Source organism: Yonghaparkia sp. Root332, from assembly GCF_001425665.1.
GTDB lineage: Bacteria > Actinomycetota > Actinomycetes > Actinomycetales > Microbacteriaceae > Microcella.
The window spans coordinates 507,500-527,544 of sequence record NZ_LMCX01000001.1 but is presented as its reverse complement, the minus strand read 5'-3'; the positions used below and the strand labels follow the sequence as shown (position 1 = coordinate 527,544).

17 protein-coding genes are annotated in these 20,045 nt (G+C 71.2%); 10 read left to right on the top strand and 7 right to left on the bottom strand.

Going from position 1 to position 20,045, the window contains the following annotated elements; translation table 11 throughout:
* Nucleotides 1–15 precede the first annotated feature (15 nt).
* A complete protein-coding gene (locus ASC54_RS02480; RefSeq protein WP_055896467.1) occupies nt 16–852 on the bottom strand; it encodes an isocitrate lyase/phosphoenolpyruvate mutase family protein in 837 nt (278 codons plus the stop codon).
* Nucleotides 853–939: 87 nt separating this feature from the next.
* On the opposite strand from ASC54_RS02480, the gene ASC54_RS02475 reads away from it, so the two are divergent.
* Entirely contained in the window at nt 940–2,223 is a 1,284-nt protein-coding gene (locus tag ASC54_RS02475; RefSeq protein WP_055857805.1) for an ATP-binding protein, read from the top strand.
* Nucleotides 2,224–2,241: 18 nt separating this feature from the next.
* Here ASC54_RS02475 and ASC54_RS02470 read toward each other — a convergent pair whose 3' ends face one another.
* The gene (locus ASC54_RS02470; RefSeq protein WP_055896465.1) at nt 2,242–3,621 is read right to left on the bottom strand and encodes an MFS transporter; all 1,380 of its coding nucleotides are present in this window, start codon (nt 3,619–3,621) and stop codon (nt 2,242–2,244) included.
* 231 nt (nt 3,622–3,852) lie between these two features.
* On the opposite strand from ASC54_RS02470, the gene dnaK reads away from it, so the two are divergent.
* Genes dnaK through ASC54_RS02450 form a run of 4 tightly spaced genes read left to right on the top strand, consistent with a single transcriptional unit; the run spans nt 3,853 to nt 7,861 of the window.
* Nucleotides 3,853–5,706 carry a molecular chaperone DnaK gene (gene dnaK, locus ASC54_RS02465; protein ID WP_055857809.1) on the top strand — a complete coding sequence of 618 codons (1,854 nt, stop codon included), beginning with the start codon at nt 3,853–3,855 and terminating at the stop codon, nt 5,704–5,706.
* Nucleotides 5,707–5,708: 2 nt separating this feature from the next.
* Nucleotides 5,709–6,422: a nucleotide exchange factor GrpE gene (locus ASC54_RS12540; protein WP_082514800.1), complete on the top strand. Its 714-nt coding sequence runs from the start codon at nt 5,709–5,711 to the stop codon at nt 6,420–6,422.
* Nucleotides 6,423–6,428: 6 nt separating this feature from the next.
* Entirely contained in the window at nt 6,429–7,400 is a 972-nt protein-coding gene (locus tag ASC54_RS02455) for a DnaJ C-terminal domain-containing protein (RefSeq protein WP_055896464.1), read from the top strand.
* 44 nt (nt 7,401–7,444) lie between these two features.
* Nucleotides 7,445–7,861 carry a heat shock protein transcriptional repressor HspR gene (locus tag ASC54_RS02450; protein WP_055857813.1) on the top strand — a complete coding sequence of 139 codons (417 nt, stop codon included), beginning with the start codon at nt 7,445–7,447 and terminating at the stop codon, nt 7,859–7,861.
* Here ASC54_RS02450 and ASC54_RS02445 read toward each other — a convergent pair.
* Nucleotides 7,858–9,870 (bottom strand): ATP-binding protein, encoded by a 2,013-nt coding sequence (locus ASC54_RS02445; RefSeq protein ID WP_055896462.1) that lies wholly within the window; start codon nt 9,868–9,870, stop codon nt 7,858–7,860. The two genes, ASC54_RS02450 and ASC54_RS02445, sit on opposite strands and share 4 nt — an antisense overlap.
* Nucleotides 9,871–9,911: 41 nt before the next feature.
* Between ASC54_RS02445 and ASC54_RS02440 the strand changes: the two genes are divergently transcribed.
* Nucleotides 9,912–10,280: a response regulator transcription factor gene (locus ASC54_RS02440; RefSeq protein ID WP_055857816.1), complete on the top strand. Its 369-nt coding sequence runs from the start codon at nt 9,912–9,914 to the stop codon at nt 10,278–10,280.
* Here the strand turns inward: ASC54_RS02440 and ASC54_RS02435 are convergent.
* Entirely contained in the window at nt 10,219–12,276 is a 2,058-nt protein-coding gene (locus tag ASC54_RS02435; protein WP_055857819.1) for an ATP-binding protein, read from the bottom strand. The two genes, ASC54_RS02440 and ASC54_RS02435, sit on opposite strands and share 62 nt — an antisense overlap.
* 52 nt (nt 12,277–12,328) lie before the next feature.
* Here ASC54_RS02435 and ASC54_RS02430 point away from each other — a divergent pair, with 52 nt between their 5' ends.
* Entirely contained in the window at nt 12,329–12,697 is a 369-nt protein-coding gene (locus ASC54_RS02430) for a response regulator transcription factor (RefSeq protein WP_055857821.1), read from the top strand.
* Between the two features lie 67 nt (nt 12,698–12,764).
* The gene (locus ASC54_RS02425) at nt 12,765–13,910 is read left to right on the top strand and encodes a class I SAM-dependent methyltransferase (protein ID WP_055857823.1); all 1,146 of its coding nucleotides are present in this window, start codon (nt 12,765–12,767) and stop codon (nt 13,908–13,910) included.
* Between the two features lie 30 nt (nt 13,911–13,940).
* Here ASC54_RS02425 and ASC54_RS02420 read toward each other — a convergent pair whose 3' ends face one another.
* Complete coding sequence (locus ASC54_RS02420; protein ID WP_055896459.1) at nt 13,941–14,615, bottom strand: NADPH-dependent F420 reductase; 675 nt, start codon at nt 14,613–14,615, stop codon at nt 13,941–13,943.
* Between the two features lie 186 nt (nt 14,616–14,801).
* Between ASC54_RS02420 and ASC54_RS02415 the strand changes: the two genes are divergently transcribed.
* Entirely contained in the window at nt 14,802–16,967 is a 2,166-nt protein-coding gene (locus tag ASC54_RS02415) for an AAA family ATPase (RefSeq protein WP_082514799.1), read from the top strand.
* A 189-nt stretch (nt 16,968–17,156) separates the two neighbouring features.
* Nucleotides 17,157–18,209, top strand: coding sequence for a zinc-dependent alcohol dehydrogenase family protein (locus tag ASC54_RS02410; protein WP_055896457.1), 1,053 nt, complete (start codon nt 17,157–17,159; stop codon nt 18,207–18,209).
* Between the two features lie 12 nt (nt 18,210–18,221).
* Here ASC54_RS02410 and ASC54_RS02405 read toward each other — a convergent pair whose 3' ends face one another.
* Together ASC54_RS02405 and ASC54_RS02400 are read right to left on the bottom strand one after the other, a co-directional pair.
* Nucleotides 18,222–18,908: a LysE family transporter gene (locus ASC54_RS02405; RefSeq protein ID WP_055896454.1), complete on the bottom strand. Its 687-nt coding sequence runs from the start codon at nt 18,906–18,908 to the stop codon at nt 18,222–18,224.
* Between the two features lie 139 nt (nt 18,909–19,047).
* Nucleotides 19,048–20,040, bottom strand: a complete 993-nt coding sequence (locus tag ASC54_RS02400) for an LLM class F420-dependent oxidoreductase (RefSeq protein WP_055896452.1) — start codon at nt 20,038–20,040, stop codon at nt 19,048–19,050.
* Nucleotides 20,041–20,045: the final 5 nt, after the last annotated feature.

The following is a 20,045-nucleotide window of genomic DNA, read 5'->3' as shown; positions in this document are numbered from 1 at the left end:
CCGGCCGGCCCGCGGCTACAGCTCGTAGCGCGTCGCGAGCTCGGCCGGGTAGTCGCCGCGAGCGGTGAGCTGCTCCGCCGCCGAGGCGAGGTGCGCGAGCGTGAGGCCGAGGATCTGCGGTCCGAACGAGATGCGCCCCACTCCGAGCTCGGCGAGGCGGGCGAGGGGCAGGTAGCCGGGGTGGGCGAACACGGCGACCGGCGCGCGGACGGCGGCCACGGCATCCGCCACCATCTGCTCGGTGCGCAGACCCAGCATGAAGATGCTCGTCGCACCCGCGTCGACGTAGGCGTTCGCGCGGTCGACGGCCTCGTCGAACGCGTCGGGCGAGCCGGCGAGGGTGTCGGTGCGCGCGTTGATCGCGAGCGGCACGCCTGCGGCGTCGGCGGCGGCGCGCGCGGCGGCCACGCGCGCGGCAGCCTCGGCGATCGGGCGACGGTCGCTCGTGGCGCCTGCGAGCGAGTCCTCGATGTTGAGCCCCGCCGCGCCCGCCTCGATGAGGCGCGCGACGTTCGCCTGCACGCCCGCGGCATCGGGCGCGTAGCCGCGCTCGAAGTCGATGCTCACGGGCAGATCGGTGGATGCCGTGATGCGGCGGGCCGCATCGAGCGCCATCTCGACGGTCATGCCCTCGCCGTCGGGCACGCCGTAGGCGAAGGCGACCGCGTGGCTCGCCGACGCGAGCGCGCGCACGCCCGGCGTGCGGGCGACGATGCGCGCGGTGATCGCATCCCACACGTTGACGACGACGAGCGGGTCGCCGGGCACGTGCAGCGAGGCGAGCAGGGCGGCCTTCTCGGCGGTCGAGGGGGAGGGTGTCGAAGCGGCGGTGGGCGAGGCGGAGTCGGTCATGCGATCACTCTGCCAGCCGCAGAGATCTGGGGGCTGAATCCCAGCCCCACGACGTGTGACGGGGTCCTGCGACTGTGATCATGGAGCATGACCCAGATCCGCCTGCGCGACTACCAGGCCGCCGACATGGATGCCGTCCTCCGACTGTGGGACGAGGTGCGCGCGGAGGGTGCCGAGCCAGTCTACGCGCTCGCGGAGGTGCTCGCCTCGTGCGAGAAGGACCACGCCGTCGTCGCCGTCGACGGCGACCACGTGCTGGGCGTCGGTGTCGCCCGCGCAGCGCACGACCAGGGCTGGATCGTCTTCCTCGCCGTCACCGCGAGCGCTCGCCGTCACGGGCTCGCCGGGCGCATCCTCGCCGGTCTCGAGCAGCGGATGGCGCCGCAGGGCCTCACGCGCCTGTCGATCCTCGTGCCCGACCAGCAGCAGCAGTTCGGCGCGCTCACCAAGGCCGGCTTCCAGGACCGCGCGCACCTGAGCTACTTCGAGCGAGAGATCCCCGTGAAGCAGCGCGAGCTCGCGGTGCTGCGCGAGCTCGGCGGGCGCATCCTGCCCCGCGACCTGTGGGGCTCGATCGCGGGGATGCGCACCGAGAAGGAGCTGCTCGAGCGCCGGCTCGTCCTGCCGCTCTCGGACCCGGCGCTCGCCGACCAGTTCGGCGTGCAGCCGCCCCGCTCGATCGTGCTCTTCGGGCCTCCCGGCACGGGCAAGACGACCTTCGCGAAGGCCGTCGCCTCCCGGCTGCAGTGGCCGTTCGTCGAGGTCTTCCCCTCGCGCCTCGCCGCGGGGCCGGCGGGGCTCGCGGGCGGGCTGCGCGAGACCTTCCAGAGCATCGCCGACCTCGACCACGTGATCGTTTTCATCGACGAGGTGGAGGAGATCGCCGGCCAGCGCGGCGGCGAGCCGCCATCCGCCATGCAGGGCGTCACGAACGAGCTGCTCAAGATCATCCCGGCCTTCCGCGACTCGCCCGGCCGGCTGCTGATCTGCGCGACCAACTTCATCCGCGCGCTCGACGCGGCGTTCCTGCGCCACGGGCGCTTCGATTACGTCATCCCGATCGGGCTGCCCGACTCCGCCGCGCGCGAGGCGATCTGGTCGCGGTACATCCCCGACGCCGTCGAGGGCGAGGTCGATCTCGCGCAGCTCGTCGCGCGCACCGACGGCTACTCGCCCGCCGACATCGAGTTCGCTGCGCGCTCGGCGTCGCAGGCCGCGCTCGAGCAATCGGTCTACGGGGTCGACGGCGCGGCCGTGCGCGGTCCGTCGACCGCCGACTACCTCGCCGCGATCGATCGCACGCGCGCGACGGTGTCGGCGACCGAGGCGGCGGAGTTCGGAGAGGACATCGCCGCCCTGGCGCGGACCTGACTCGGGTCGCCGGGGGCGCTAGGCGCCGACGGTCGCCGGCGGCGCCTTCACGAAAAGGAGCATGATGCCGCCCGCGAGCAGCACGAGCGTGATGCCGAGGATCCCGTAGAGGGTCTGGTTGGCGGCGAGCGTGATGAACACGCCCCACAGCAGCGAGGCGATCCACCCCGTCGCGCGACCCGTGGTCGCGTAGAGGCCGAACACCTCGCCCTCGCGGCCCGCGGGCGTGACGCGCGCGAGGAACGACCGCGACGCCGCCTGCGCGGGTCCGACGAACGCGGCGAGCACGATGCCCACGCCCCAGAACAGACCGGCGCCGAGGTCGGCCAGGAAGAACACGACGAGCGTGCAGGCGACGAGCCCGAAGACCGAGACCAGGATCACCCGCTTGGGGCCGAAGCGGTCGTCGAGGCGCCCGGCGAGGATGGTCGAGACGCCCGCCACGATGTTGAGCGCGATGCCGAAGATCACGAGGTCGGTGAACCCGAACCCGAAGACGATGCCGGCGATGACCGAGCCGAAGGTGAAGACCGCCGAGAGCCCGTCGCGGTAGACGGCGCTCGCGAGCAGGAACCAGAAGGTCGGGCGTGTCTCGCGCCACAGGCGGGCGATGCTGCGGCCGAGCTCGACGTAGCTGCGGTAGAAGCCGACCTTCTGCTCGGCGGCGAGCTTCGGCGGCTCGGGGACGCTGAGGAAGATCGGGATCACGAAGATGATGGTCCAGATCGTGGCGCCGAGCGCGATGAGCTGGAAGGTCGTGCCGGACTCGCCGTCGAGCACGCCGCCGAGGATGAGCCCGACGACGATCGTGAGGGCGACGATGCCGCCGAGGTACCCGAAGCCCCAGCCGAGGCCCGAGACCTTGCCGATGGTCTTGGGCGTCGAGACCGAGATGAGCAGCGCGTTGTAGTTCACGCCCGCGATCTCGCCGAAGACGCTGCCGGCGGCGATGAGCGCCACGCCCATCCAGAACCACTCGCCGCCCGGCTGCACGAAGGCGAGGCCGAGCTGCGCGACGATCAGCAGAGCGGTGAAGACGAGCAGCTGCAGCTTCTGCCGGCCCGCGCGGTCGGCCCGCTGCCCGAGCACGGGCGCCAGCAGCAGGATGAGGAATCCCGCGATCGTGACGCCGTAGCCGAGGTAGCTCGCGAGCTGGCCGAGGGCGGCCTCCTCCCGATCGGTGCCGATGACCGTCGGGTCCACGAAGAAGGTGCTCGTGAGGTAGCTCGGCACCCACACGAAGGTGAGAAGTACGGTGTTGAAGGGCTGCGTCGCCCAGTCCCAGAACGCCCAGGCGAACACTCGCCGCCGTGGCACCTGGATGCCCTGCTGCAGGTCGAGCCCCATGACCCCGACCGCGAGGGTGTTGGCGGCGACGGGGATCGACTTCTCTGTCATGCGCTCACGGTACTGCCGGCCGGTGAACCGCGGGTGACGCGCCGAGGCGCGTGTCCACGCGGCTCGAGCGCACGCTGAGCGCGAACACGGCACCGCTCCCGCCTGAGAATTGAGTCGGGATGGCGCAAGTTCGGGGCTGCTCGACTTGACAGCGAGCATCCGCGTTCTCAAACTTGACATTGCACGGCTCAAGTTCACCCGTGCACCCGATCTTCAGAAGGAGCAACCCCCATGGCCCGTGCCGTCGGAATCGACCTCGGAACCACCAACTCCGTCGTCTCCGTGCTCGAGGGTGGCGAGCCCACCGTCATCGCCAACGCCGAAGGCTTCCGGACGACCCCGTCGGTCGTCGCCTTCACCAAGGACGGCGAGGTGCTCGTCGGCGAGACCGCGAAGCGCCAGGCCGTCACCAACGTCGACCGCACGATCGCCTCCGTCAAGCGCCACATGGGCACCGACTGGAAGAAGGAGATCGACGACAAGAAGTACACCGCGCAGGAGATCTCGGCGCGCACGCTCGCCAAGCTCAAGCGCGACGCCGAGCAGTACCTGGGCGAGAGCGTCACCGACGCCGTCATCACCGTTCCCGCGTACTTCAACGACGCCGAGCGCCAGGCGACGAAGGAGGCCGGCGAGATCGCGGGCCTCAACGTCCTGCGCATCATCAACGAGCCCACCGCGGCCGCCCTCGCCTACGGCCTCGACCGCGGCAAGGAGGACGAGCTCATCCTCGTCTTCGACCTCGGCGGCGGAACCTTCGACGTGAGCCTGCTCGAGGTCGGCAAGGACGACGACTTCTCCACCATCCAGGTGCGCGCGACCGCGGGCGACAACCGCCTCGGCGGCGACGACTGGGACGGACGCGTGGTGAGCTACCTCATCCAGCGCTTCAAGGAGACCACGGGCGTCGACGTCAGCAACGACAAGATCGCCAAGCAGCGCCTCAAGGAGGCCGCGGAGCAGGCGAAGAAGGAGCTCTCGAGCTCCATGAGCACCAACATCCAGCTGCCGTACCTCTCGCTCACCGAGAACGGACCCGCGAACCTCGACGAGTCGCTCACCCGCGCCAAGTTCGAGGAGCTCACGAAGGACCTCCTCGAGCGAACCCGGAAGCCCTTCGAGGACGTCATCCGGGAGGCCGGCGTCAAGGTCGCCGACATCGCGCACGTCGTGCTCGTCGGCGGCTCGACCCGCATGCCCGCCGTCACCGAGCTCGTCAAGAAGCTCACCGGCGGCAAGGAGCCCAACAAGGGCGTGAACCCGGATGAGGTCGTCGCCGTCGGCGCCGCCCTTCAGGCCGGCGTGCTCAAGGGCGAGCGGAAGGACGTCCTGCTCATCGACGTGACCCCCCTGAGCCTCGGCATCGAGACCAAGGGCGGCATCATGACGAAGCTCATCGAGCGCAACACCGCCATCCCCACCAAGCGCAGCGAGACCTTCACGACGGCCGACGACAACCAGCCGTCCGTCGCGATCCAGGTCTTCCAGGGCGAGCGCGAGTTCACGCGCGACAACAAGAACCTCGGCACCTTCGAGCTCACGGGCATCGCGCCCGCGCCCCGGGGCATCCCCCAGATCGAGGTCACCTTCGACATCGACGCCAACGGCATCGTCCACGTCTCCGCCAAGGACAAGGGCACCGGCAAGGAGCAGTCGATGACCATCACGGGCGGCTCGTCGCTCGCGAAGGAGGACATCGAGCGCATGGTCCGCGAGGCCGAGGAGCACGCCGCCGAGGACAAGGCGCGTCGCGAGGCCGCCGAGGTGCGCAACAGCGCCGAGCAGCTCGCCTACTCCATCGACAAGCTCATCGCCGAGAACGCCGACAAGCTGCCGGACGACGTCAAGGGCGAGGTGCAGGCGGATGTCGACGCGCTCAAGACGGCGCTCGCCGGCACCGACGACGAGGCGGTCAAGACCGCCTACGACGCCCTGAACCAGTCGCAGACGAAGCTCGGCGAGGCGATCTACGCCGCCTCGCAGGCCGAGGAGTCGGCGGCCTCCGAGCCGCAGAGCTCCTCGAGCGACGAGGACGTGGTCGACGCCGAGATCGTCGACGACGAGGACGACAAGGACAAGAAGTAGTCATGGCCGCCCGCAAGCGCGACGGCGACGACGACCAGAAGCCCGTCATCAAGCGGCGACGCCGCATCGATGACGAGACCGGGAAGGTCATCGACCTCGGCCCCGACGGCTCGCCCGAGCCCGAGACGGCCCCCGCCGCGGGGGAGGCCGACGAGGCCCCCCTCGCGGAGGACGGCGCGCCGACCGACGCGGAGACGATCGAGGAGCTGTTCGCGGTCGAGGATGCCGACGTGGAGGTCTCCGAGACCGGGGCGAGCCTGGATGCGGACATCGATCGGATCCTTTCGGAGGCCGGGCAGAAGGAGATCGCCGAGTACCGCGACCGCGCCGCGCGCGCGGAGGCGGAGCTCGCGAACTTCCGTACGCGCGTCGAGCGCGACCGCGCCGCCAACCGCGAGGCGAACATCGCCGAGGTCATCCGCACGCTGCTCCCCGCGATCGACGACCTCGATCGCGCCGAGTCGCACGGCGACCTCGCCGGGAGCCCGCTCGAGCTCGTCGCGCAGAAGCTGCGCAGCGGCTTCGAGCGCTACGGCCTGGCGAAGGTGGGCGAGATCGGCGAGCCCTTCGACCCGAACCGTCACGAGGCCCTCGTGCAGCTGCCCAAGCCCGACGTCACGAGCAACGTCGTCGGCGATGTCATCGAGGTCGGCTACATCCTCGGCGACCGCCTGATCCGCGCTGCCAAGGTCGCCGTCTTCACGCCCGAGGGGTAGGCGCCGATGGCCAGCAACGACTGGTTCGACAAGGACTTCTACGCGGTCCTCGGCGTGCCCAGGACCGCCTCGGAGTCCGAGCTCAAGAAGGCTTATCGCAAGCTCGCGCGGCAGTACCACCCCGACTCCAACGCGGGTGATGCGGCAGCCGAGGCGCGCTTCAAGGAGATCAGCGAAGCGTACTCGGTGCTCTCGGATCCGTCCGAGCGCGCCGAGTACGACCAGCTGCGGGCGATGGGATCGGGCGCGCGGTTCACGGCGGGCGGGCAGCCCGGCGGCTTCGAGGACGTCTTCGGCGGAATGTTCGGCGGCGGCGCCCCGGGAGGTCGGCGTGCGCAGTCCGCGGGCTTCGACGACATCTTCGGGAGCATGTTCGGCGGGCAGTTCGGCGCCGGCGGAGCATCCGCCGGATTCGGCCGGGGGCCGCAGAAGGGCCGCGACCAGATAGCCCAGGTGACCCTCGACTTCCTCACGGCGATCCACGGCGACACCGTCCAGCTCGAGCGGGAGGGTGGCCGGCCGCTCACCGTGAAGATCCCGCCCGGCGTCGCCGATGGTCAGAAGATCCGGCTGCGCGGCAAGGGCGAGGCGAGCACGACCGGGGGCGACCCCGGCGACCTGGTGCTGAGCGTCACCGTGCGCCCGCACCCGGTGTTCGCCCGCGACGGGCTCGACCTCCGGCTCGACGTGCCCGTCACCTTCCACGAGGCCGCGCTCGGCGCGACCATCGAGGTTCCGACCCTCGGCGGCGAGCCGGTGCGGCTCAAGGTCGCGCCCGGCACCCCCAGCGGACGCGTGCTGCGCGTGAAGGGCCGCGGCGTCACGACGCCGAAGGGCACGGGCGACCTGCTCGCGACCGTTCAGGTAGCGGTGCCCGGCAACCTCAGCGCCGACGCGAGGAAGAAGCTCGAGGCGTTCGCGAAGGCCCTCGGCGACGAGAACCCGCGCGACGACCTGCTCGCGAGGGCGAAGGGCTGACCGGCGATGACGCCGATGCCGTGGTGCGAGGAAGGAGCACGGTGATGGACGAGTCGACCCCGCTGTTCGCGATCGCGGTCGCGGCCGAGCTCGCGGGCATGCACCCGCAGACGCTGCGGCAGTACGACCGTCTCGGTCTCGTGTCGCCGACGCGAACGGCGGGGCAGAGCCGGCGGTACTCGATGCGCGACGTCGTTCAGCTGCGCGAGATCGCGCGGCTCGGCGCCGAGGGGCTCAACCTCGAGGGCATCCGCCGCATCCTCGAGCTCGAGAACGAGAACCAGGCGCTGCGGTCGCGCGTGCGCGAGCTCGAGACCGCCCTCGCCGATGAGCTGCTCGCGAAGCCCGGTCGGCGCGTGTTCGCCGCAGGAGCCGAGGGCGAGGTCGTCACGCTGCGGGCCGGGACGCGCGCGCAGAAGGCGAATCAGCTCGTCGTCTGGCGGCCGCTCCGGCGGAGCTAGACGGCCTGCGTCTCCTGGACCCTGGGCAGCGTCACCGCGATGCGGGCGCCTCCTCGAGCGGACCTGCCGATCTCCACGGTCCCGCCGAGAAGCTGCGCCAGCGAGCGCACGATCGAGAGCCCGAGGCCCGTCCCCGGCGTGAGCCGCTTCTCCGCGCTCTCGCTGCGGAAGAAGCGATCGAAGACATGCAGGGAATCGGCGTCGCTGATGCCCGGTCCGGAGTCGTCGACGAACAGCGTCAGCGAGGCGCCCTCGTCGTGGATCTCCGTTCTGACCTCCACGACGCCGCCCTCCGGCGTGAACTTGATGGCGTTCGACAGCAGGTTGGTGACGATGCGGCTGAGGGCGTTCACGTCCCCGCTCACCATGCTCGTTGCGAGGGACGGCGCGTACGTGATGGTGACCCCCCGAGCGCGCGCGCTCATCGTCTGGTCATCGATGACCTCGCGGATGACCGGCTCGACGTCGATGTCGCTGCGGTCTCTGACGGGGTTCGGCGCGGTCATGCGCCCCAGCTCAAGCAGCTCCTCGACCATCTCCGTGAGTCGTCGCGCATTGCGTCGGATGATCGTCGTGTACTCGCGCTGCTCCTCATTCGCCGACTCGTCGAGCTCCTCGGAGAACCCGACGATGCTCGTGATCGGCGTCCGCAGCTCGTGGCTGACAGCGGCGACGAAATCGTCCTTCTGGGAGGAGATCTTGCGGAGCTCGTCGACCATCTGCCTCTCGAGCGTCACCGTCTTCTCGAGACTCTCGCGCGCGCGCACCAGGTCGGTGACGTCGACGAGCTGCACGGCGAGGATGGACTCGCCGTACTCGGTCGGAACGCGACGACCGAAGACCTGCACGATGTGGCCGTTGTCGAGAGTGATCTCGCTCGAGATGTCCTCCGATCCCGAACTCACCCACTCCGAGATCAGATTCTCGAACCACTGACCGCGAACGAGATTCTCGGCGACCTCGTTGATCTCGATGATGTCGGGCCCATCGAGGTCGTCGGTGCGGACGAACAGCGATCCGACGCGCGAGCCGATGAAGCCGCCGCGGAGCAGCGCTTCGCTTCGCTCATTCTGCGCGCGCAGCTCGGCTCGCTCGCTGCGCGATGCGATGAGGAAGAGCATCGTCGCGGCGATCGAGAGCAGATAGATCTGCACCAGGGTGGCGATCGGCGGAGCCGTGCCCGGGGAGACGAACGGGCCGGACCCCAGCACTGCCGCGACGGTGGTGACCACACTCAGCGCCAGCACCTGGGCGATGGCGACGATCGGACGGAATCTCACGGCCGCCCAACCCAGGAAGGGCAGGGCCAGCGTGCTCAGGCTGCCGCTCTGAGGCGTGAGGAAGATGACGGCGGCGGCCGCCGCGGACGACGCGATCTGCAGGGCGAGCTCCCACCCCTGCGGCGTCGTCTGCCGGGGGAGAGGCACGAGGGCCAGCGGCGCGATGAGGAGGAGGGCCGAGACGTGCGAGGGCACGAGGGTCGCGAACGTGTCGATCGGGTTCGCGTTCACCAGGAGCAGGAACATGATCCCGCCGAGGACGCCCACAGACACCGCGGCGGCGAGGGCCGCGGCGACGAATCGCAGGAGCTTTCGCGTGCTTGCCAGCATCGCCACGCGAGCCTGGGCTCCGAGCAGCGCCCCGAAGACCGCGATCTCGACACCGGTCACGATCGTTCCCCCCAGCGCGAACGACAGGGGCCGGCCGACGATGAGATTCGAGAGACCGGCGAGCACGGCGACGAGCACGACGGCCTGCCATCGGGGCCCCCGATACAGCAGGTAGAGGATCGCCGCGGTGCCCGCGGCCGGCCACCAGATCGCGGTGGACCCGCTCGACGGCGTGAGGGCGAAGGCGGCCAGTCCGAGAAGGAGGGTGAGGCCCGCCAGCGACACGATCGTGCCGATGTAGACCGATGGCGACCACGACCTCGACCGCTCGATCAGCCCGGAGGCGCCCAGGAGCGCGTCCTCCTGGCGCTTCAGTCGACTCTGACCGGGGATGCGCATGATGCTGAGAGTAATGTTCCTCGGGAGAAAAGGAGGCCAGCGTGGCGAGGATTCTGGTCTGCGAGGACGAAACCGACCTCCTCGCACTGATCACGCGCCGCCTGGTCCGAGCGGGCCATGAGGTCATCACCGCGATGAACGGGGAGGACGGCTACCGACTTGCTCTCGAGGAGTCGCCCGACGTCATCGTCCTCGACTGGATGATGCCCGGCCTGACCGGTCTCGAGGTGTGCCGCGCGCTTCGTGCGCATCCCGCGGCGAGCACCAGCAGGCTCCTGATGCTGACGGCGCGTGCCCAGGAGACGGACATGGCGGCGGCGTTCGACGCCGGGATCGACGAGTACGTGATCAAGCCGTTCCGGCCCGACGAGCTCCAGGAACGGATCGCTGCTCTTCTCGAGAGGTCATGACGAGCGGCACGCGCACGACGAATCGGGTACCGCCGAGGAGCGAGTCCTCGATCGTGATCGTTCCGTCGTGCAGCTCGACGAGCGACCGCACGATGGACAGTCCGAGCCCCGTTCCCGGAGCGGCGAGCTTCGCCTCGTCGCTCGAGCGGTAGAAGCGCTCGAAGACCCGCTCGCGATCGTCTGCGCTGACTCCGACGCCCGAGTCGTCAACCGCGAGCACCGCGTACTCGTCGTCGATCGATGTCGTCAACCGGACGATTCCGCCGGCCGGCGTGAATTTGATCGCGTTGGAGAGCAGGTTGGTCGCCACGCGGCCGATCGAGATCTCGTCGCCGACCACGGTCGGGGAGGCCTCGTGCAGACGCGTCTCCACCACGACCCCCGCCGACTCTGCCATGTGGCCCTGCTCCTCCACCGTCTCGGCGACGATCCGGTTGAGGGGTACCGCGCCGGTCGCCCCCACGGGGTTGGGCGCGGTCATCCGTCCGAGCTCGAGGAGCTGCTCGACCATGCCAGCGAGGCGCTTGGAGTTGCGCACGATCACCTCGGTCATCACGTGCTCCTCGGGCGACGCCGACTCGTCGAGATCCTCCGCGAAGCCGAGGATGCTCGTGATCGGCGTGCGCAGCTCGTGGCTCACGGCCGACACGAAGTCGTCTTTCTGCCGCGAGAGCGCGCGCAGCTCCTCCGCGACGGCCCGCTCGCGGTCGATGGCGTGGGCCATCGCCTCGCGCGCCGCGACGTGGTCGCTGACGTCGACGAGCTGGATGCCCGCGATGACCTCCCCGCGGGCCGAGGGCGCGAGGCTGCCGAAGACCTGCCAGCTGCGGCCGTCGGGGAGGGTGAGCTCTCGATTGAGGTCGTCGATGGGGCGGTCCAGCCAGTTCCCGATCACCGACGGCAGCCATCCGCGCGCAACGATCTCGGTCGCCGTCGCGTTGGCCTCGAGGACCTGCATGCCCTCGGCGGGCGTCGACCGGAGCACGAGGAATCCGACCTGCGAGCCGAGGAAGCCGCCGCGCATGACGGCCGCCTGGCGCTCCTTCTCGGTCGCGAGGGCCTCGCGCTCGCTCCGCACGACCGAGAGGAAGAGGGCCGTGATGCCCGCCGAGAGCATGAAGAGCTGGACGATCCAGCCCGGATTCTCGATGCCCTGCGAGTAGCCGAACGGCCCGCCGCTCGCGACGGTGATGGTCGGCGCGATCGCCGCGACGGCCAGCAGCTCGGCGACGACGAAGATCGGCGAGAAGCGCGACGCCGCCCATGCGAAGAGCGGGAAGAGCGTGAACAGCATCGGGATCGGAAGGGTCGGCGAGAACACGACGAATCCGAGGGCGACCGTCAGCGCGAACTGGACGACCCCCTCGATGCGTCGAGCGAGGAAGGTCCGAACGCCCGCCCGCGGCAGCGGGACGAGCGCGAGCGGGACGATGAGCACGAGCGCGGATGCGTGGGACGGCAGGAGCGCCGTGAACGACACGAGCGGGTCGATGCCCGCGAGCAGGAAGAGCGTGACCGCGCCTTCCAGTCCGATCGTGAGCGCCCCGGCGAGCACCGCGATGAGGAACCGGCCGAGCCCCCGCATCGTCGACAGGAGCGCCCCGCGCGACTGCGGGCCCAGCACCATGACGAACACGAGCAGCTCGACGACGAGGATGATCGCGGCGGTGAGCGCGAAGCTCAGGGGGCGGCCCACCGCGATGTTCGAGAGCAGCCCCACCGCGCTCACGAGCAGGAACACCTGCCAGCGCGGGCCCCGGTACAGCAGGTAGATGAGCGCGCCGACGCCGGCGGCGGGCCACCAGATCGCGACCCCCGCCCCGGGCGCGGTGATGTAGAGCGAGGCGAAGCCGAGGAGGAACGACAGCAGCGACAGCGCGGCGATGACGATCACGTAGAGCGCGAGCGACCACTCCCGCGAGCGCTCGATGAGAGCCGGAACGGTGACGCCCGCGGGCGGCGGTGACGCGGCCCCTATTTTGTGAACGGCCTTCATGGGCAGAGACTAGTCCTGGGAGCGGCCTGCGCCCAGAAAGAAGGGCCCCACGATGGCGCGTGTTCTGATCGCGGAGGACGACCCGGACATCCGGGCTCTCGTCGCGCGGCGCGTGACGCAGTTGGGCCACCAGGTCATCGAGGCCGTCGACGGCGACTCCGCGCTCGCGATCGCCCTCGCCGAGCCGCTCGACCTCGTCGTGCTCGATTGGATGATGCCGACCCGCACCGGCCTCGACGTGTGCCGGGCGATCCGCGCCGACGCACGCGTCGGCCGCATGAAGATCGTCATGCTCACGGCCAAGGCCCACGAGGACGACCTGGCGCGCGCGTTCGCGGCCGGCGTCGACGACTACGTCATCAAGCCGTTCCGCGCCGCCGACCTGCAGCAGCGGCTCAGCGCGCTCCTCGACGCGCGCTGACGGCCGACGCGGGCGCGCCGCGGACGCGCCGCCCCGCTAGCGTGGACGCCGTGGGGGAGCGGAGATCATGACTGGCGGCGCCGACCTCCTCGACCCTCTGCTCGCGGCCGTCCGCCGACGCCCCGACCTCGAGTCGCCTGAGCTGCGCGCCCACGACGCCGCTGATCGCCTGCTGCTCGAGCTCGCCGCAGCCGACCACGCCGAGGCCCTCGTCGGCCACGAGGTCGTCGTCATCGGCGACACCCACGGAGCCCTGACGCTCGGCGCCCTCGCCCTCGGCGCGCGACACGTCCGCGTGCATCAGGACTCGATCGTCGCCGAGCGCGCCCTCGCCGCGAACGCCGCGACGCTCGGGCTCGCGGCGTACACGCAGCACGCGCTCGCCGAGGTCGCCTCGACGGATGCCCGTCTCGCGCTCGTCCGCCTCCCCCGCGCCCTCGACGCCCTCGACGCGATCGCGCGCGCGGTCGCCCGCGGCTCCGACCCCGGCGTCGCCCTCCTCGCGGCCGGCATGGTCAAGCACATGAGCCTCGGCGCCAACGACGTGCTGAGCGGGTCGTTCGCCCGCCTCGACGTGAGCCTCGCGCGGCGCAAGGCGCGGGCGCTCGTCGCGCGGTCTCCGCTGCCCGCCGGGGAGATCGCCGAGCTCGAGCCGGCGCGCGCGCGGGACGGCGGCCTCGGGCTCGAGGTGGTCGCGGTCCCCGGCACGTTCGCGGGGGCATCCGTCGATATCGGCGCGCGCGCGCTCATCGCCGCCCTCGACGATGCCCCGCGGGTGGGCGCCGCCGGCACGGTCATCGACCTCGCGTGCGGCACCGGCCTCATCGCGACGACTCTCGCGCGGCTGAACCCCGGCGCGCGGGTGATCGCCTCCGACGTGTCGGCGGCGGCGGTCGCGAGCGCGCGGCTCACGGCCGCCGCGAACGGTGTCGAGATCGAGGTCGTGCAGGACGACGGCCTCGGAGCCCAGCCCGACGCGAGCGCCGACCTCATCGCGCTCAACCCGCCGTTCCACGTCGGGGCGGCGGTGCACACGGGCATCGCGCTGCGGCTGTTCGCCGATGCGGCGCGCGTCCTGCGCCCGGGGGGCGAGCTGTGGGTCGTCTGGAACTCCCACCTGCGCTACGCGCCGGCCCTGGAGAGAGCGGTCGGGCCCACGCGCCAGGTGGCGCGCGGGCCCAAGTTCACCGTCACGGCGTCGACGCGGCGCTGACCGCGCGCCCCGCCGACGCCGCGAGGTGTGTCACATGTCGCGGTAGCGCTTCGCCTCGGCGAGCTTGGCCGTCAGCTCCTCGGCCGTGAAGCTCGGGATGTACCCGGGGGTGTCGCGCTGGATCCGCCAGCTCTCGGCGAGCCCGCCGCCATTCACGACGTCGAAGCCGATGGCGTCGATGAGCCCGCTGACCTGCTCGACCGCGCCCGTGTCATCCCCGTAGACGGCGAGGGCGCGACGGCCCTCCGTCCCGGGCGCCTGCGCGTGATCGGCGATCTCAGTCGCGGGGATGTGGTTGAACGCTTTCACGACGCGCGCGCCGGCGAAGTGCCGCGCCACGAGCTCGGAGGTCGTCGTGCTCTCGTCGTCGAGCTCGGCGATCTGACCGTCGCGCTGCGGGTAGTAGTTGTTGGTGTCGATCACGATGCGGCCCTCGAGCAGGTGCGCGGGGATGTCCGTGACGGCCTTGAGGGGAATGGTCACGACGACGAGCTCGCCCGCCTGCGCGGCCTCCTCGACGGTGCCTGCGGTGGCGCTCGCCGCGCTACCCGCTGCGCGCGCGTGCTCGCTCACGGTCGTGACGAGCTCGCCGAGCGATGCGGGGCCGCGCGAGTTCGCCACGACGACGTCGTGGCCGATGCGCGTGAGCGCGTGGGCGAGCTGGGAGCCGATGTTGCCGGAGCCGATGATTCCGATGGTGGTCATGCGGGGGTCAAGGCGCTCGGGCGAGCGAGCATTCCCGCACGGAGGCGATGCCCAGGCAGCCGCACGTTCGCCGTGAGCGTGCATTCCCCCTGGCGCGGGCGCCATGCCCGGCCGTAAACTTGAGTCACGCGGGCTCAGGTTTTGATGCCGCGGCCAGGTCCACCCCGTTCAGAGGAACACACGCACATGGCCAACATGCAGGGCGCCCCCTCCAGCCAGGAGAAGCAGAAGTCCGCGCTCGAGCAGTACGGCGTCAACCTGACCGAGATCGCGCGCTCCGGCAAGCTCGACCCCGTCATCGGGCGCGACGCCGAGATCCGCCGCGTGAGCCAGGTGCTCAGCCGCCGGACCAAGAACAACCCCGTCCTGATCGGGGAGCCCGGCGTCGGCAAGACCGCCGTCGTCGAGGGGCTCGCGCAGCGCATCGTCGCCGGGGACGTGCCCGACTCGCTCAAGGACAAGCAGCTCGTCGGCCTCGACCTCGCCGCCCTCATCGCCGGCGCGAAGTACCGCGGCGAGTTCGAGGAGCGCCTCAAGGCCGTGCTCAAGGAGATCGACGAGTCTAACGGGCAGGTCATCACCTTCATCGACGAGCTCCACACGCTCATGGGGGCGGGCGGCGGCGAGGGCTCCGTGGCCGCCGCGAACATGCTCAAGCCCATGCTCGCCCGCGGCGAGCTGCGACTCATCGGCGCGACCACGCTCAACGAGTACCGCGAGTTCATCGAGAAGGACGCCGCGCTCGAGCGGCGGTTCCAGCAGGTCTACGTCGGCGAGCCGAGCGTGGAGGACACGGTCGCCATCCTCCGCGGCCTCAAGGAGCGCTACGAGGCCCACCACAAGGTCGCGATCGCCGACAGCGCCCTCGTGGCCGCGGCATCCCTCAGCAATCGGTACATCACCAGCCGCCAGCTGCCCGACAAGGCGATCGACCTCGTCGACGAGGCGGCGAGCCGGCTCAAGATGGAGATCGAGTCGAGCCCGGTCGAGCTCGACGAGCTCAAGCGCGCCGTCACGCGCCTGGAGATCGAGGAGCTCGCGCTCAAGAAGGAGAAGGACGAGGCGAGCAAGGCGCGCCTGGCGAAGCTCCGCGACGAGCTCAAGGAGAAGACCGCGCAGCGCGACGCCCTGCAGCGCCGCTGGACGGCCGAGAAATCGGGGCTGACCGCGATGGGCGACCTCAAGACGCGACTCAACGACGCGCGCATCGAGCTCGACCGCGCCATGCGCGAGCAGCGCTACGAGGAGGCATCGAAGCTCAACTACGAGGTCATCCCCGCGATCGAGCAGCAGCTCGCCGAGGCCGAGACGGTCGAGGCGGGCCCGCGCATGGTCAACGACCAGGTGACCGACGAGGACATCGCCGCGGTCGTCGCCGCCTGGACGGGCATCCCCGTCGACAAGCTCACGCAGGGCGAGACCGAGAAGCTGCTGACCCTCGAGGCCGAGCTCGGCAAGCGCATCATCGGGCAGAAGGATGCCGTGATCGCCGTGAGCGAGGCGGTGCGGCGCACGCGCGCCGGCATATCCGATCCCGACCGGCCGACGGGGAGCTTCCTGTTCCTCGGCCCGACGGGCGTCGGCAAGACCGAGCTCGCGAAGGCGCTCGCCGACTACCTGTTCGACGACGAGAAGTCGATGGTGCGCATCGACATGAGCGAGTACGGGGAGAAGTTCAGCGTCTCGCGCCTCATCGGCGCCCCTCCGGGGTACGTCGGCTACGAGCAGGGCGGCCAGCTGACCGAGGCCGTGCGCCGCCGCCCCTACTCGGTGATCCTGCTCGACGAGGTCGAGAAGGCGCACCCGGAGGTCTTCGACCTGCTGCTGCAGGTGCTCGACGACGGGCGGCTCACCGACGGGCAGGGCCGCACGGTCGACTTCCGCAACACGATCCTCATCCTGACCTCGAACCTCGGCTCGCAGCTGCTCATCGACCCGTCGCTCGACTGGGATGCCAAGGTCGCGGGCGTCAACGACCTCGTGCGGCAGTCGTTCAAGCCCGAGTTCGTGAACCGCCTCGACGACATCGTCGTGTTCTCGACGCTCTCGACCGACGACCTCGGCCAGATCGTGTCGCTGCAGATCGACCGCCTCGAGCGCCGTCTCGCCGATCGCCGACTGCAGCTGGCGGTGACGCCGGATGCCCGCACCTGGCTCGCGGAGCGCGGCTACGACCCGATCTACGGGGCGCGTCCGCTGCGTCGGCTCATGCAGCACGAGATCGACGACGCGCTCGCCCGCGCGATCATCGGCGGAGAGATCCACGACGGCGACGTCGTTCGCGTCGACGTCGCGCCGGGCGATGCGGACGGCCTCGCGGTGACGCGCATGGAGGACGTGCCGACGCTGTAGGCAATGGCGCCGGTAACGGCGCCGGGAAACGCTCCGGTACCGGAGGCGCTCTATCGGTCACGTGTTGCGGGTGAGGTCGGGCCGCCGCCCGACGACTGACCGATAGACCGGCGAGAGTGCACGGGCGTGGAAGCCACGCCCGCGGCCGCACCCAGTGACCGCTCACGCCGGCTCGCTACCCTCGTGCCCATGCGTGCAACGGTGATCCACGGCCCCCGCGACATCCGCCTCGAGGAGGCGCCCGACCCGCAGCTGAGCGGCACCGGTCGCGACGCGATCGTCCGCGTCCTCGCGGCGTGCGTGTGCGGCAGCGACCTGTGGCCCTATCGCGGCGTCACCGAGACGACGGAGCCGCGGCGCATCGGCCACGAGTTCGTCGGGATCGTCGAGCAGGTCGGCGACGACGTGAGCGCCGTGAGGCCCGGCGACTTCGTCATCGCCCCGTTCTACGACTGCGACATGACGTGCGCCAACTGCGTCAACGGCGTGAGCCCCTCGTGCCTGAACGGCAACTGGTGGGGGCGCGACGACCGCGACGGCCACTTCGCCGACGGCGCGCAGGGCGAGCTCGTGCGGGTGCCGAGCGCCGACGGCTCGCTCGTCGCCGTGCCAGGCCCGGTCGACGACGCGATGGTGCCGCACCTGCTCGCTCTGAGCGACGTCATGGGCACCGGCTGGCACGCCGCCGTATCGGCGGGCGTCGGGCCGGGCTCGACGGTCGCCGTCGTCGGCGACGGCGCGGTCGGCCTGTGCGCCGTCATCGCGGCGAGGCAGCTCGGCGCGGAGCGCATCATCGCGATGTCGCGCACCCCCGAGCGCCAGGAGCTCGCCCGCGTCTTCGGCGCCGACGAGATCGTCGCCGAGCGCGGAGACGAGGGCATCGAGCGCATCCAGGCGCTCACCGACGGCCTGGGCGCGGATGCCGTGCTCGAGTGCGTCGGCACCGCCGAGTCGATGGACCAGGCGATCCGGTCTGCCCGCCCCGGCGGCCGCGTCGGCTACGTCGGCGTGTCGAGCGGCGGAGCGGAGCTGCCGATCCGCACCCTCTTCGGCACGAACGTCGGAGTCGCCGGCGGCATCGCGCCCGTCCGCAACTACGTCGAGCAGCTGCTCCCGCTCGTGCTCGACGGCACGATCGAGCCCGGTCGTGTGTTCGATCTCGAGCTGCCGCTCGCCGAGGTCGCCGAGGCCTACGCGGCCATGGACGAGCGCCGCGCGATCAAGGTCCTCCTCCGCCCGTAACGCCGATCCCCGTCACGCACCGAGGGCGGCGCGGAGCGCGAGCACCAGGATGATCCCACCGCCCGCGAGCGCCGTCACGCGCGCGCCGATGGGACCCGTGAGCGCGCGGCCGACGAGTGCACCGGCGGTCGTCAGCAGCAGCTGCCAGCTGAGCGAGGCCGCGAACGCCGCGAGGACGAAGACCGCCCGCGCGCCCCAGCTCGCGCCGGCCGCGAGCGTCGAGCTGCCCACGAGTGCCGCGAAGTAGACGACCGTCACCGGGTTGACGAGGGTCAGCCCGCCGACGGTGAGGAAGAGCCGGACGGCGGTGGTGCGGCGGGTGCCGGTCGTCGTGCGGGCGCCGGAGCCGAGCCGCGCATCCGCCTCGCCGGGCGGCGGGGTCGCCGGAGTGCGGGCCCGTCGCAGGCCCGGCAGGGCGATCATGATGGCGAGCACGACCAGCACGGCGACCGAGATCCAGCGCAGCGGCTCCTCGATGAGCGCGATGAGCGGCGCGACCGCGGCGCCGGCGATGACCGCGACGGTCGCGTAGACGCCGTCGACGGTCGCGGCGCCGAGCGCGCCGCCCGCCGCGGTGCGCGCCCCGTGCTGGGCGCCGAGCGTGATGAGCAGCGCGGCGATCGCGCCGACCGGGATCGCGATGGCGTAGCCGGCGAGGATGCCCGCGAGGGCCGCCTCGCCGAGGGTCGTCGGGGTCACGCGTGCTCCTCGCTGCTCAGGGGGAGAGCCACCCTATCGCTGCGCCGACGCGCCGCGCGGACGCGAACGGTGCTCGTCGACGCGGGGGAGGGCGGGGCGGCCCGCCGCGCGGTCGCCGCGCGCGCCGAGCATCCGCCGCTCAGCCGGCGAGGGCCGGCATGACCTCCTGCTCGAACAGCTCGATGCCGCTCGTGTCGTAGGCGGCCTCGGCGAAGTACGTGATCGCGTACGTCATGCCGATCCTCTCGAGGCCCTGCAGCTTCTCGACGATCTGCTCGGGCGTGCCCGCGAGCCCGGTCCCGTTGCGCAGATCGGCGACGGCCTTCGTCGCGCGCTCCTCGCCGATGAACCGCGCCATGCGCGCCTCGATCGCGGCAATGCGGTCGGCGACCTCGGCCTCGTCGCGCCCGATGACGGTGTTGAAGTTCGACGAGCGCGTGATCGCCTCGAAGCTCGTGCCGAGCCGTTCGCAGTGCCCGCGGAGGATCTCGCTCTTGCGCGCGAACTCCTCCGGGTCGCCGGCGAAGTTCGTGTACTGCCCGTACTGCGCGGCGATCCGCAGGGTCACCTTCTCGCCGCCGCCGGCGATCCAGAGGGGGATGCCCTGCTCCTGCACCGGCAACGGGCGCACGATCGCGCCGTCGACCTGGAAGTAGCGGCCGTCGAGGGTCGCGCGCCCCTCGGTCCAGGCCTGCCGCATGATCTGCACTCCCTCGTCGAGCGCGCGCAGGCGGTCGCCGATCTCGGGGAACCCGTAGCCGTACGCCTTCCACTCGTGCTCGTACCAGCCGCCGCCGATGCCCATCTCGACGCGGCCGCCCGACACGTGGTCGACCGTCGCGGCGACCTTCGCGAGGTACGCCGGGTTGCGGTAGCCCATGCACGTGCACATCTGACCGAGACGCACCCGCTCGGTGACGGCGCCGAAGGCCGACATGAGCGTCCACGCCTCGTGCGTGGCCTCCTCGCTCGGCACCGGCACGGTGTGGAAGTGGTCGTAGACCCAGATCGACTCCCACCGGCCTGCGTCGGCGTGGAGCGCGAGGCGCTTCATCACCGCCCACTGGTCGGTCGGGTCGATGTCGACGAGGTCGTGGCGCCAGCCCTGGGGGATGAAGAGTCCGAATCGCATGGACC

Excerpts from the sequence above, each read along its gene's own strand:
- ASC54_RS02480 (WP_055896467.1), bottom strand. The coding sequence starts at position 852 with ATGACCGACTCCGCCTCGCCCACCGCCGCTTCGACACCCTCCCCCTCG.
- ASC54_RS02475 (WP_055857805.1), top strand. The coding sequence starts at position 940 with ATGACCCAGATCCGCCTGCGCGACTACCAGGCCGCCGACATGGATGCC.
- ASC54_RS02470 (WP_055896465.1), bottom strand. The coding sequence starts at position 3,621 with ATGACAGAGAAGTCGATCCCCGTCGCCGCCAACACCCTCGCGGTCGGG.
- dnaK (WP_055857809.1), top strand. The coding sequence starts at position 3,853 with ATGGCCCGTGCCGTCGGAATCGACCTCGGAACCACCAACTCCGTCGTC.
- ASC54_RS12540 (WP_082514800.1), top strand. The coding sequence starts at position 5,709 with ATGGCCGCCCGCAAGCGCGACGGCGACGACGACCAGAAGCCCGTCATC.
- ASC54_RS02455 (WP_055896464.1), top strand. The coding sequence starts at position 6,429 with ATGGCCAGCAACGACTGGTTCGACAAGGACTTCTACGCGGTCCTCGGC.
- ASC54_RS02450 (WP_055857813.1), top strand. The coding sequence starts at position 7,445 with ATGGACGAGTCGACCCCGCTGTTCGCGATCGCGGTCGCGGCCGAGCTC.
- ASC54_RS02445 (WP_055896462.1), bottom strand. The coding sequence starts at position 9,870 with ATGCGCATCCCCGGTCAGAGTCGACTGAAGCGCCAGGAGGACGCGCTC.
- ASC54_RS02435 (WP_055857819.1), bottom strand. The coding sequence starts at position 12,276 with ATGAAGGCCGTTCACAAAATAGGGGCCGCGTCACCGCCGCCCGCGGGC.
- ASC54_RS02430 (WP_055857821.1), top strand. The coding sequence starts at position 12,329 with ATGGCGCGTGTTCTGATCGCGGAGGACGACCCGGACATCCGGGCTCTC.
- ASC54_RS02425 (WP_055857823.1), top strand. The coding sequence starts at position 12,765 with ATGACTGGCGGCGCCGACCTCCTCGACCCTCTGCTCGCGGCCGTCCGC.
- ASC54_RS02420 (WP_055896459.1), bottom strand. The coding sequence starts at position 14,615 with ATGACCACCATCGGAATCATCGGCTCCGGCAACATCGGCTCCCAGCTC.
- ASC54_RS02415 (WP_082514799.1), top strand. The coding sequence starts at position 14,802 with ATGGCCAACATGCAGGGCGCCCCCTCCAGCCAGGAGAAGCAGAAGTCC.
- ASC54_RS02410 (WP_055896457.1), top strand. The coding sequence starts at position 17,157 with ATGCGTGCAACGGTGATCCACGGCCCCCGCGACATCCGCCTCGAGGAG.
- ASC54_RS02400 (WP_055896452.1), bottom strand. The coding sequence starts at position 20,040 with ATGCGATTCGGACTCTTCATCCCCCAGGGCTGGCGCCACGACCTCGTC.